Origin of the sequence: Roseomonas aeriglobus (assembly GCA_016937575.1) — a bacterium.
In the GTDB taxonomy this organism is placed as follows: domain Bacteria; phylum Pseudomonadota; class Alphaproteobacteria; order Sphingomonadales; family Sphingomonadaceae; genus Sphingomonas; species Sphingomonas aerigloba.
Genome location: JAFHKN010000002.1, coordinates 1,670,260 through 1,682,361 on the forward strand (window position 1 = coordinate 1,670,260; position 12,102 = coordinate 1,682,361).

Here is a 12,102-nt window from a genome sequence, read left to right on the forward strand (position 1 = left end):
TCGTAGCCCCTTCCCTCGGCTCGGCGCCGGGGTGGCGCGATCAGCGATAGGTGACCTTCTTCACCGCCGCGACGACCTTGTCCGCAGTGATGAGCGCCAGCTTCTCGAGGTTCGCCGCGTACGGCAGCGGCACGTCCTCATTGGTCACGCGCAGCACCGGCGCATCGAGGTCGTCGAAGCCGTCCTCCATCACGATCGCGGTGATTTCCGACGCGATCGAGCAGGTCGGCCAGCCTTCCTCGACCACGACCAGACGATTGGTCTTTGCGAGCGATTTCAAAACCGTCTTCTTGTCGAGCGGACGTAGCGTGCGCAGGTCGATGACCTCCGCATCGATGCCTTCCTCGGCCAGCTTGTCGGCGGCTTCGAGCGACACACCGACGCCGATCGAATAGCTGACGAGCGTCACGTCCTTGCCCGGACGCATGATGCGCGCCTTGCCGATCGGCAGGACGAAATCGTCGAGCTTCGGCACGTCGAACGAGCGACCGTACATCAGCTCGTTTTCGAGGAAGACGACCGGGTCTTCGCTGCGGATCGCCGCCTTCAGCAGACCCTTGGCGTCCTGTGCGTCATAGGGCGCGATCACGATCAATCCGGGGACGCTGGCGTACCACGGGCCATAGTTCTGCGAATGCTGCGCACCCACGCGGCTTGCCGCGCCGTTGGGACCGCGGAACACGATCGGGCAGCGCATTTGGCCGCCGGACATGTAGTTGGTCTTCGCGGCCGAATTGATGATGTGGTCGATCGCCTGCATCGCGAAGTTGAACGTCATGAACTCGACGATCGGGCGCAGGCCCGACATCGCCGCGCCCGTGCCGATGCCGGCGAAGCCATATTCGGTGATCGGCGTGTCGATGACGCGCTTCTCACCGAATTCGTCGAGCAGGCCCTGGGTGACCTTGTAGGCGCCCTGATATTGCGCGACTTCCTCGCCCATCACGAACACGCGCTCGTCGGCGCGCATTTCCTCGGCCATCGCGTCGCGCAGCGCTTCGCGAACGGTCAGCTTCACCATCTCGGTGCCCTCGGGCACTTCGGGGTTCTCGACCTCGGCCTCGTGGCTCGCAGCCTCGAACAGCTGGCGCGCACCGGTCTCGACCTTTTCCTGGGAAGGATGCGCCGAATCCTCGACCTTGTCGTCCTTCTTGGCGTCGGCCTGAGCCTCCGGCGCGGGCGTATCGTCCTTCGCGGCGGCCGGAGCGGCAGCGGCGGCCGATGCATCCTCGCCCTCGGCGAGCAACGTCGCGATGACGGTGCCGACCTTCACGTTATCCGTGCCCTCGGCGACCATCAGCTTGCCGATGGTGCCTTCGTCGACGGCTTCGAATTCCATCGTCGCCTTGTCGGTCTCGATCTCGGCCATGATGTCGCCGGACTTGACCGTGTCGCCTTCCTTGACGAGCCACTTGGCGAGCGTGCCCTCTTCCATCGTGGGCGACAGTGCCGGCATCTTGATCTCAATCGGCATCAGTACGACTCCACCAGCACTTCAGTGTACAGCTCTTCGGGGTCCGGTTCGGGCGCGCTCTCGGCGAAGTCCGCCGCTTCGTTGACGACCTTGCGGATCTCCTGCTCGACCACCTTCAGGTCGGCCTCGGTCACGCCCTGCGCTTCGAGCAGCTTCTTGACGTGATCGATCGGGTCCGACTTGTCGCGGACGGCCTGGACCTCGTCGCGGCTGCGATACTTGGCCGGGTCGGACATCGAATGGCCGCGGTAGCGATAGGTCTTCATCTCGAGGATGATCGGCCCCTTGCCCGCGCGAACCCATTCCAGCGCCGTCTCGGCCGCGCCACGCGACGCGAGCACGTCCATGCCGTCGACCTGGATACCCGGGATGCGGAACGATTCGCCGCGGCGATACAGCTGGTCTTCCGACGACGCGCGGTTGACGCTGGTGCCCATGGCGTACTGGTTGTTTTCGATCACGAAGATGATCGGCAGCTTCCACAGCTCGGCCATGTTGAAGGCTTCGTAGACCTGGCCCTGGTTGGCCGCGCCGTCGCCGAAATAGGCCAGCGTCACGCCGCCGTCGCCCGAATATTTGTGCTTGAACGCCAGGCCCGCGCCCAGCGACACCTGCGCGCCGACGATGCCGTGGCCGCCGTAGAACTTATGCTCGGTCGAGAACATGTGCATCGACCCGCCCTTGCCCTTGGAGATGCCGGCGGCACGCCCCGTGAGCTCGGCCATGATGACCTTGGGATCGATGCCATAGGCCAGCATGTGGCCGTGGTCGCGATATCCGGTGATGACCGAATCCTTGTCGCCGTCCAGCGCCGACTGAAGGCCGACCGCGACCGCTTCCTGGCCGATGTACAGATGGCAGAAGCCGCCGATCAGGCCCAGACCGTAGAGCTGGCCCGCCTTCTCCTCGAAGCGGCGGATCAGCAGCATCTCCTTGTAGAATTGGAGCAGCTCGTCCTTGGTCGCCTCATAGGGCTTGGGCTCGGCCGGGCGTTCGCGATTGGAAATCGGCGGCTCGCCGGCGGGAGCGGTGGTGCGTGCAGGGGCTTTGGCCACGATGCTAAGAAACCTCGTTCCGAACGGAGTCAGGAACAGCGGCTATGGCGGGAAAGTGCACCGGCTGCAACCGGTGGCAAGCGCCGAAAATACCTTACGGAAACGTCAATTCAGCGGGACGATGACCTCGTCCGGGTGAACGACGTTCAGGTTCTTGCGCGTCATCTCGTCGACCATGTCGGGGTTCGCGCGCTTCGGATCGAGCAAGGCGACACGGTTCTTGAGTTCGGAGCGCTGCTTGTCGAGCTTCTCATAGTCCGCACGCCGCTTTTCCAGCTGCCGGGAATAGTCGCGGTACGACAGGATGCCGTTGGGGCCGAGCACCGCATAATAGCCGAAGAACCCCATCAGGATCAGCGCGGCGGCCGGCAGGCCGGCACGGCGAAGGATGGCCAGGGGGGGCGTCTTGGTACGGGCGCGGACGGCGGGCATGGGTGATTAATCGCTTAATCAAGCGCTTGGTTCAAGAGTCTGCACTTTAAATTCCTCCCCGAGCTTGTCTCGGGGAGGGGGACCGCCGCCGTAGGCGGGGGTGGAGGGGCAATCCGAGGCCACCGACGGCTGGCAGGCCCCTCCACCACGCCCTTCGGGCGCGGTCCCCCTCCCCCAAACGAGCTGGGGGAGGAGCTTTGTTACCGCCGAACCAGAATATCCCGACCTGCATAACGCGCCGCGTCGCCGAGTTCTTCCTCGATCCGGATCAGCTGGTTGTACTTCGCCAACCGATCCGAGCGCGCGAGCGACCCCGTCTTGATCTGCCCGCAGTTGGTCGCGACCGCCAGGTCGGCGATCGTGGCATCCTCGGTCTCGCCCGACCGGTGCGACATGACCGCGGTGTAGCGATTGCGCTGCGCCAGGTTCACCGCCGCCAGCGTCTCGGTCAGCGTGCCGATCTGGTTGACCTTCACCAGCAGCGAGTTGGCGAGACCACGCTCGATGCCATCGGCGAGACGCGCCGGGTTGGTCACGAACAGATCGTCGCCGACCAACTGGACCTTGCCGCCGATCAGCTCGGTCAGCGCCTTCCAACCCTCGAAGTCGTCCTCGGCCATGCCGTCCTCGATCGAGAAGATCGGGTAGCGGCGCGTGAGATCGGCGAGAAATTCGGCGTTTTCGTGCGGGGACAGCGTCTTGCCCTCGCCCACCATCCTGTATGCGCCATCGCGGAAATATTCGGTCGCGGCGCAGTCGAGCGCCAGCATCACGTCGTCGCCCGGCGTGTAGCCTGCCGTCTCGATCGCGCGCATGATGAAATCGAGCGCGTCGGTGGTCGACGACAGATTCGGTGCGAAGCCGCCTTCGTCGCCAACGCCGGTCGCCAGCCCCTTCTCGTGCAGGCCCTTCTTCAGCGTGTGGAAGATTTCCGACCCGCAGCGCACCGCCTCGACGATATTTTCCGCGCCAACGGGCACGATCATGAATTCCTGGAAATCGATCGGGTTGTCGGCATGCTCGCCGCCGTTGATGATGTTCATCATCGGCACCGGCAGCAGATGCGCCGCGACGCCACCGACATAGCGGTAGAGCGGCAGGCCGCGCGCTTCCGCCGCCGCCTTGGCCGCGGCCAGGCTGACGCCCAGGATCGCATTGGCCCCCAGACGCCCCTTGTTCTCGGTGCCGTCCAGCTCGATCATCCGCGTGTCGAGATCGGCCTGGTCCTCGGCCTCAAGTCCCAGCACGGCCTCGGCGATCTCGCCGTTCACCGCCTCGACCGCCTTGTCGACGCCCTTGCCCAGCCAACGCGCCTTGTCGCCGTCGCGCAGTTCGACCGCCTCATGCGCGCCGGTCGATGCACCCGAGGGCACGGCCGCACGGCCGAAGCTGCCGTCCTCCAGCAGCACATCGACCTCGACGGTCGGATTGCCGCGGCTGTCGAGGATCATGCGGCCATGGATGTCGATGATTGCGGTCACGTAACGACCTTCCTAGATAGAGGGTGGTTTTGCGGGGCGCCTCTAACGGTTCGCCGACCGAACGGCAACGTCGATGGAACCGCCCCGCCCGCCCCTTGTTGTGGAGGCGAACCGAAGGAAGGCGTCTGATCATGGCGAACGACACTGCAAACGCTGGTAATCTGGACGTGGAATTCACGCCCGAAGCCGGTCTGGAAGACCGTTTCAACAACCGCGATGCCGAACAGGGCACGGCAACGACCGAGAAACTGCGCGGTGCCAAGCAACTGGTAAAGGACGAGGCCGGCAAGCTGACCGGCCAGGCCGGCGACAAGCTGCGCGCCTTCGCCGACGACGGAAAGGCGCGGGCGACCGGTGCGCTCGACGAACTGGCCAAGACGATCGAGGATGCGGCAACGACCATCGACGAGAAGGTCGGTTCGCAGTTCGGCGGCTATGCCCGTTCGGCCTCGGGTGCCGTTACGAACTTCGCGGACACGCTGCGCGACAAGGACATCGACGATCTGCTCGACGATGCCCGCGACTTCGTCCGCAAGTCGCCCGGCGTTGCGATCGGCGCGGCGGCGGCGGTGGGCTTCGTGCTCGCGCGTCTCGTCCAGTCGGGCATCGATGCCAACCGCGACGCCTGACGTCGGCATCGCGAGGGGGACTGGCATGGCGGGATTGCCAAACGAGACGGAGATCGGCGTGGGCGTCGGTGACGCGATCGTACAGGTCGCCGAAGACGCGCGCGCCTACGCCCTGGCCCAGGTTGACGTCGCGAAGGCGGTCGCAAGCGCACGGTTACGGGCGGCGAAGTTCGGGCTGATCCTGGGCGTCGCCGCGGTCTTTCTTGCCGGATCGGCACTGACCGCGCTGCTCGTGGGGCTGATCCTGGCGCTCTCCACCCTGACCGGCCCCCTGCTCGCAACGGCGATCGTCACCGTCGCGGTGCTGGCGATCGCAGGTGTTCTGGGAACGATGGCAGCGTCCCGGCTGTCGCGAGCATTCGGAGGTGGCGCATGACCGAAGATGCCACCATCCTCGCTGCGCGTGCGCGCGCCCTGGCCGCCCGTGCGCGGCTCGACGCCTCGCTCGCGGTGGCAAAGCAGCGGCTGAATCCCAAGTCACTGGCCGCGGATGCGGTCGGGACTGCCGCGGACAAGGCAAGCATGGCTGCGCAGACCAGCATCCAGGCCGTTCGCGAACGCCCTGCAATAGCCGCTGCCGTCGCGGGCGCCCTCGGCCTGGCCTTGGCGCACAAGCCACTGCTCGGCTGGGCTGCCGGATTGATCGGTCGCGACGATGCAACCGCGGCGCCCGACACGAGTTCAGAAATCTAAATATCTGAAGGACATCATCATGGCCGAAATTTCCAAGTCCGAAAAGACCAAGCCGGCCAAGCGTGCCAAGCTGGCCGACGCGCGTGAAGCCGCGTTCGATCGCGCCAAGTCGGCCGTCCAGGGTCTCGAATCCAATCCCGTCGGGGTGCTCGTCGGCGGTCTAACCGTCGGCCTGATCGCCGGTGCGCTGATTCCGCGCAGCGCGCAGGAGAAGAAGCTGCTCGGCACCGTCGGCAAGCGGCTGGCGGAGGGTGCCTCCGCCGCGCTCGTGGCCGCGCGCGAGACGGGCAAGGAACAGCTGAGCGGCGCCGTGCTTGGCCGTGACGCCGCACGGGAAAGCGCACGCAAGGTGTTCGACAGCGCACTGACCGCGGCACGAACCGGCAAGACGAAGGCCGAAGACACGGTCGAGCGCGCCGCCGACGCCGTCTGAGTGCCTTGACCCCCGGGGATGTGCGGTTATCTGGACCGCGACATTCCCGGGAGTTCCCATGAGCAAGATGCATCTGGTGTTCGGCGGCCGCGTGACCGATCCGCGCACCCTCGATTTCGCCGACCTGTCGCAGATCGATATCGTCGGGATCTTTCCCGACTATGCCAGCGCGGAAAAGGCGTGGCGCGGCGCGGCGCAGAAGACCGTCGACGACGCCGAGATGAAATATGTCCTCGTCCATCTGCACCGGTTGCTCGAACCGGACATGCCGAGCGCATGAAGCGATCGACGGGCGGCGTGTTAGGCGCCGCCCGTTTCTTCGCGGGCCAAAAAGCGATCATGGTCCTTTGGCGAGAGCCTGACGTCGTAGTGCGCCTGCTCGCCCGCGATCGCCTGCCCCAGGACTTCGCCGTGTTGATGCAGCCACGCCGCACCTGCACCATCGCCGGCGTCCAGCGTGATCGTATAGCGGCGGTGGCCGGCGGTCAGCAGCGCCGAAATCGTCGATAGCAGCGAATCGAGCCCCTCCCCGGTCAGTGCCGAAATCGGGACGACATCCTCGCGGCGCGACGCTTCGACGAGCAGGTCCTCGCGGGCTTCACCATCGAGCAGATCGAGCTTGTTCCACGCCTCGATGCGCGGCGTGTGCTCTTCGACACCGATATCCGCCAGCACCCCCTCGACATCCGCTTTCTGCGCCGCGCTGTCGGGATGCGCCACGTCCCGGACGTGGACGAGCAGGTCGGCCGAGACGACCTCCTCCAGCGTTGCCTTGAACGCGGCGACAAGCTGTGTCGGCAATTCGGAAACGAACCCGACCGTGTCGGACAGGATCGCCTTGTCGATGCCGGGCAACGAGATTTGCCGCAAGGTCGGGTCGAGCGTCGCGAACAGGAGATTTTCCGCCATGACGTCGCTGCCGCTCAGGCGATTAAACAGCGTCGACTTGCCGGCATTGGTATAGCCGACCAGCGCGATCACCGGCCACGGCGCGCGCTGGCGCCGCTCCCGATGGAGCCCGCGTGTACGACTGACCTGGTCCAGTTCGCGGCGCAGGCGCGCCATCCGATCGCGGATCAGGCGACGGTCGGCCTCGATCTGGGTTTCACCGGGGCCGCCCAGGAAGCCGAAGCCGCCGCGCTGGCGCTCGAGGTGCGTCCAGCTGCGCACCAGGCGGCCGGCCTGATAATCGAGGTGGGCGAGCTCGACCTGCAACCGTCCTTCGGCAGTGCGCGCCCGTTCGCCGAAGATTTCGAGAATCAGTCCGGTGCGGTCGATGACCTTGCAGCCGAGCGCGGTCTCGAGATTGCGTTGCTGCACCGGTGTCAGGCTGGCGTCGAACACCGCGAGCGTCAGCTCGTCCGCCTTTACGGCGTCCGCCAGCTGCTCGACCTGACCACTGCCGATCAGCGTCGCCGGCTTAGGCGCGCGGACACGGTAGGCGATCTTGTGCGCGACCTGGACGCCGATCGCGAGCGCCAACCCCGCCGTTTCCTCGAGACGCGCGTCGGCATCGCGCGCCGCGCCGCCCTGGTCAGGCAGGACGACGACGGCGCGGGCGCCGCGTGCGAAATCCTCTTGGTCGCGATCGAAACCCGTCGACATCAGGCCCCTTCGGACGCCTGTTCGTCGGCCAGGTTGAGCGGGTTGGCCGGCTGAATGGTGGAAACGGCGTGCTTGTAGACAAGCTGCGCCATGCCCTCACGCTGCAACAGCATGCAGAACAGGTCGAATGCGGCGATGCCCCCTTGGAGCATTACGCCGTTGACCAGAAACATGGTCACGCTTTCTTCCTGCTTGCGCACCGCGTTCAGAAAAATTTCCTGGAGGCCCGGGTTTCTCGACGCGGAGTCGCCGATCGTCTCGACAATGCCAGCGACGTCGAGCGGACCCGACGGCATGATCGTCGAGATCGCATGCTTGTATATCAGCTGCGACTGGCCATCGCGGCGCAGCAGGACGGAGAAATTGTCGAACCAGGTCACGATGCCCTGGAGCTTGACGCCCTTGACGAGGAACATCGTCACCGGGGTCTTCGACTTGCGGAGAGCGTTGAGGAACAGGTCCTGAAGCGAGGTCTGTTTTTCAGCCATCGTCTGTCCTTGCTTTTGGCGGGAGTTGCCCGCTGGGCGCCGCTGAACCGGCGTCGTTTCCGCGTGCCCCCTCGGCACACGGTTACGACAATCTAGGCGGCGGGTTGTTCCACGTCCAGCGCGACGGCGTCCGATCCGTCCCCGTCAGGGAACGTCAGTCTTCTCGTGTCTCGGTGATTCCCAGCAGCTTCAGCTTCCGGTGCAATGCAGACCGCTCCATCCCGATGAAGCTCGCAGTCCGGCTGATATTGCCCGAAAAGCGCCGGATCTGGACGCGCAGATATTCGCGTTCGAAACTCTCCCGCGCTTCGCGCAAGGGGGCGCCCATGATCGCGGCCGAACCGCCGCCCTCGCCGTCCCCGCGCCCCAGCACTTCGGGCGGGAGCAGGTCGAGGTCGATGCGGCCGATGCGATTGCCGGGCGCAAGGATGATCGTCCGCTCGACGACATTGCGCAACTGGCGCACGTTGCCCGGCCATTCGTAGCTTTGCAGCGCGACCATCGCGTCGGGGGCGACTTCGGGCGTGGGCACGCGGCGTTCGGCGGCATAATGGGCGACGAAATGCTCGACGAGCGCGGGAATATCCTCCCGCCGTTCGGACAGCGGCGGGATCACGACCGGCACGACATTCAGGCGATAATACAGGTCTTCGCGGAAACGCCCCTCCGCGATTTCGTCCTGCAGATCGCGCGCGGTGGCCGATACGACGCGAACGTCGACCTTCACCACACGTGTGCCACCGACGCGGGTGAAGCTCTGATCGGTCAGCACGCGCAGGATGCGCGCCTGGGTCGCGACCGGCATGTCGGCAATCTCGTCGAGGAACAGCGTGCCGCCGTGCGCCTGCTCGAGCAGGCCAGGGCGGACGAGGTCGCCCCCCTCCTCTACGCCGAACAATTCTTCCTCGACGCGTTCGGGCGTCATGCGTGCGGCGCTGACGATGACGAACGGCGCGTTGGCGCGACCCGACCAGCCGTGGAGCAGGCGGGCGGCGACTTCCTTGCCCACGCCCGCGCTGCCCGAGATCAGCACGCGACTGCCGGTCGATGCCACTCGCTTCAGCGTCGCACGGACGGCGTTGATCGCGGTCGAACTGCCGGTCAGATCGTCCTCGCGCCCCGCCGAGGCGCGCAGCGAGGCGATCTCGCGCCGCAACCGCTCGGTCTCGGTCGCGCGTTCGACCAGAAGCAGCAGGCGTTCGGCCTCGAACGGCTTTTCGATGAAGTCGGACGCCCCGCGGCGGATCGCGGCGACCGCGGTGTCAATGTTGCCATGGCCGGAGATGACGAGGACCGGGATCGACGGGTCCCGCCGCTTGATCTCGTCGAGGAGGTCGAGGCCGTCGAGGCGCGAGCCCTGCAGCCAGACGTCGAGCAGCACCAGGCTGGGCCGCCGCGTCGCGATCGCCTCCAGCGCGGCATCGCTGTCGGCGGCGAGGCGCGTGTCATAGCCCTCGTCCTCCAGCACGCCGGCGACCAGTTCGCGGATGTCATATTCGTCGTCGACAACGAGGATGTCGATACTCATTGGGAATTCCGATTTCGGGTCAACATGGCAGGACTGGGGTCGGATGCGTCGTCGGGCGCATTCGGGTCGGCGAGGCTCGACAGCGTGCCGGCATCGAACGCCAGCGTCACCACGGTCCCGCCGCCGGGGCGATCGGTGAAGTGCATGGCGCCGAAATGCTCCTCGACGATCTTCTTGACGATGGCGAGGCCCAGGCCGGTGCCCCGCGCGCGGGTCGTCATATACGGTTCGACAATGCGGTCGCGCTCGACGGGCAGGCCGATGCCATTGTCCGAAATCTGAACGCCGACGCTGCGCCCGGCGGTCAGGACCAGCGTGATCTCGCCGGTCGGCAGGTCATCGCCCGTCCGCGCCTCGATCGCTTCGACCGCGTTCTTGACGAGGTTCGTCAGCGCCTGGCCGATCTGGCGGCGGTCGCAGACCAGGGTCGGGGCCGGATCCTGGTAGATCAACGCGAAGCGGATCGCGGGATGCGCGACCTCGTGCAAGAACACCGCCTGCCGTGCGAGGTCGACCAGTGATTCCTCGCGGAACACGGGCTTGGGCATCCGCGCGAAAGACGAGAATTCATCGACCATCCGGCGCAGGTCGCCGACCTGTCGAACGATCGTGTCGGTCAGGCGGCCGAAGGTCGTATCGCCCTCCGGCGCCAGCTTGCCGTATCGCCGCTGAAGACGTTCGGCGGCGAGCTGGATCGGCGTGAGCGGGTTCTTGATCTCGTGCGCGATTCGACGCGCGACGTCGGACCAGGCGGCACGACGCTGGTCGATCAGCTGCTGGGTGATATCGTCGAACGTCAGGACATTGCCGTCGTCGTCGCGGGTGATCTTCACCGCCAGCGTGCGCGCTTCGCCGCTGGCGTTGATCTGAACGACACCCTCGCGTGCGCCGCTGGCCAGCAGCGAATCGAGCTCGGGGGACACGGTCGCGAGCGGGCGCCCGACGACATTGGCGCCGGGTGCGATAAGAGCCAGGGCCGAACTGTTGACGAGGCGGACGGTCCGCTCGTCACCGACCGCGACCACCCCCGCGGTCACGCCCGACATCACCGCCTCGATCAGCGCGCGGCGGCTTTCCGATTCGGCATTGGCTTCGACCAGTGCACTGGTCTGCGCCTGCAGGCGACCGGTCATGCGGTTGAACGCGTCGCCGAGCGCGCCGACCTCGTCCGACACCGCCTTGAGCGGGACCCGCGTCGACAGGTCGCCCCCCGCGACCCGCTCGGCCGCATGCACGAGCTCGTCGATCGGGCGGACGAGCCGGTCGGCGACCGCGAGCGCGATCCAGGTCGCCAGCGCCACGATCAGCAGCGCGACGCCGAACAGGACCGCGTTGAACTGCAATTGCAGGAGCCGGGCCCGCGACTGAAGCGCCGAATAGTCGGACAACAGCTGTTCGGCGCTGCCACTCTGCGCGTTGAGGAAGTCGACGTTGAACGGAGTCGCGACATAGAGGAACAGCCGCTTCGACCGATCGATCGGGGTGATCACCCAGATCAGCTTGTCGTCGAAGTTGATGAACGGCTTGTCGTCCTTCAGCCGGTTGAGCGTATCGCCCGCAACGCGCCGGGCGAAACTTGGCGGATCGGGATAATCGAAGCCGAAGATCGCCTCGACACTCTGGCCGTCCTGCACCCGGAAGACGAGCGACTGCCGCAAGTTGCGCCAATAGGTCTGTTCGAGCACGAAGCGTTGGAACTCCGGCGACCCTGCCGGCGCCTGCGGGTACCAACGCCGGATGTCCTTCGCCATCGACACGGCTTCACCGGTCCAGCGCTCGGCGACGACCTTCTGGCCTTCGCGGGCCAGATCCAGGGTGCTGTTGAAGGCGCCAACCGCGCGCTCCGACCCCCAGAGCTGGACGCCCGACTGGAACATGATCGACGCCGCGACCACGGTCAGGACGATCGGGATGCTCGCCATCAGGGAGAACACGGCGACCAGCCGGACGTGGAGCCGCCCCTTGCCCGCGATCGACGCGCGCGATGCGCGGCGGATCGCGATGCGCCGGCCGATCAGGACGATCAGGACCACCGCCGGGATCAGATTGGCAGTCAGCATGGCCGCTGCCATCGTCGGGCTGAACAGCGCCTTCGACGCGCTGGTCGCCGCGATGATCCGCCAACTGGCGACCGCGACCGCCACCATGACCGCGATGACGGCGAATTCTATTGCGGGTGTAACGGCGAACCGCCGAAAGGGCGTTGCAGGCTCGTCGATCGGCAATGCCGCAACAGTCATCGTTGCGCGCTTACACCCGGACTGTTGCCGAGAAAACACATATT

The 12,102-nt window shown here is 66.1% G+C and carries 13 protein-coding genes; 5 read left to right on the forward strand and 8 right to left on the reverse strand.

Features of this window, described 5'->3' with window-relative positions; genetic code table 11:
* Positions 1 to 40: 40 nt before the first annotated feature.
* The 4 genes from JW805_08405 to eno all read right to left on the reverse strand — a co-directional run bounded on the left by JW805_08405 (position 41) and on the right by eno (position 4,442).
* Positions 41 to 1,474 (reverse strand): pyruvate dehydrogenase complex E1 component subunit beta, encoded by a 1,434-nt coding sequence (locus tag JW805_08405; protein ID MBN2972037.1) that lies wholly within the window; start codon positions 1,472 to 1,474, stop codon positions 41 to 43.
* Positions 1,474 to 2,529, reverse strand: coding sequence for a pyruvate dehydrogenase (acetyl-transferring) E1 component subunit alpha (gene pdhA / locus JW805_08410; protein MBN2972038.1), 1,056 nt, complete (start codon positions 2,527 to 2,529; stop codon positions 1,474 to 1,476). Before pdhA ends, JW805_08405 begins: the two co-directional genes overlap by 1 nt.
* 105 nt (positions 2,530 to 2,634) lie before the next feature.
* A complete protein-coding gene (locus tag JW805_08415) occupies positions 2,635 to 2,961 on the reverse strand; it encodes a septum formation initiator family protein (protein ID MBN2972039.1) in 327 nt (108 codons plus the stop codon).
* Positions 2,962 to 3,161: 200 nt separating this feature from the next.
* Positions 3,162 to 4,442, reverse strand: a complete 1,281-nt coding sequence (gene eno / locus JW805_08420) for a phosphopyruvate hydratase (GenBank protein MBN2972040.1) — start codon at positions 4,440 to 4,442, stop codon at positions 3,162 to 3,164.
* A gap of 131 nt (positions 4,443 to 4,573) precedes the next feature.
* On the opposite strand from eno, the gene JW805_08425 reads away from it, so the two are divergent.
* The 5 genes from JW805_08425 to JW805_08445 are packed head-to-tail and all read left to right on the forward strand — an operon-like array spanning position 4,574 to position 6,477.
* The gene (locus JW805_08425; protein ID MBN2972041.1) at positions 4,574 to 5,071 is read left to right on the forward strand and encodes a hypothetical protein; all 498 of its coding nucleotides are present in this window, start codon (positions 4,574 to 4,576) and stop codon (positions 5,069 to 5,071) included.
* A gap of 25 nt (positions 5,072 to 5,096) precedes the next feature.
* Positions 5,097 to 5,447, forward strand: coding sequence for a phage holin family protein (locus JW805_08430; GenBank protein MBN2972042.1), 351 nt, complete (start codon positions 5,097 to 5,099; stop codon positions 5,445 to 5,447).
* Positions 5,444 to 5,764, forward strand: coding sequence for a hypothetical protein (locus JW805_08435; protein ID MBN2972043.1), 321 nt, complete (start codon positions 5,444 to 5,446; stop codon positions 5,762 to 5,764). The genes JW805_08430 and JW805_08435 overlap by 4 nt, the downstream gene beginning before the upstream one ends.
* Before the next feature lie 19 nt (positions 5,765 to 5,783).
* On the forward strand, positions 5,784 to 6,197 hold the full coding sequence (locus tag JW805_08440) for a hypothetical protein (GenBank protein ID MBN2972044.1): 414 nt from the start codon (positions 5,784 to 5,786) through the stop codon (positions 6,195 to 6,197).
* Between the two features lie 58 nt (positions 6,198 to 6,255).
* Positions 6,256 to 6,477 (forward strand): DUF4170 domain-containing protein, encoded by a 222-nt coding sequence (locus tag JW805_08445; GenBank protein ID MBN2972045.1) that lies wholly within the window; start codon positions 6,256 to 6,258, stop codon positions 6,475 to 6,477.
* Between the two features lie 20 nt (positions 6,478 to 6,497).
* Here JW805_08445 and hflX read toward each other — a convergent pair whose 3' ends face one another.
* The 4 genes from hflX to JW805_08465 form a co-directional block, all read right to left on the reverse strand.
* Positions 6,498 to 7,802, reverse strand: a complete 1,305-nt coding sequence (gene hflX, locus JW805_08450; protein MBN2972046.1) for a GTPase HflX — start codon at positions 7,800 to 7,802, stop codon at positions 6,498 to 6,500.
* Positions 7,802 to 8,290 carry an RNA chaperone Hfq gene (gene hfq, locus JW805_08455; GenBank protein MBN2972047.1) on the reverse strand — a complete coding sequence of 163 codons (489 nt, stop codon included), beginning with the start codon at positions 8,288 to 8,290 and terminating at the stop codon, positions 7,802 to 7,804. The genes hflX and hfq overlap by 1 nt, the downstream gene beginning before the upstream one ends.
* A 154-nt stretch (positions 8,291 to 8,444) precedes the next feature.
* The gene (locus tag JW805_08460) at positions 8,445 to 9,818 is read right to left on the reverse strand and encodes a sigma-54-dependent Fis family transcriptional regulator (protein MBN2972048.1); all 1,374 of its coding nucleotides are present in this window, start codon (positions 9,816 to 9,818) and stop codon (positions 8,445 to 8,447) included.
* Positions 9,815 to 12,058 (reverse strand): HAMP domain-containing protein, encoded by a 2,244-nt coding sequence (locus JW805_08465; protein MBN2972049.1) that lies wholly within the window; start codon positions 12,056 to 12,058, stop codon positions 9,815 to 9,817. The genes JW805_08460 and JW805_08465 overlap by 4 nt, the downstream gene beginning before the upstream one ends.
* Between the last annotated feature and the right edge of the window lie 44 nt (positions 12,059 to 12,102).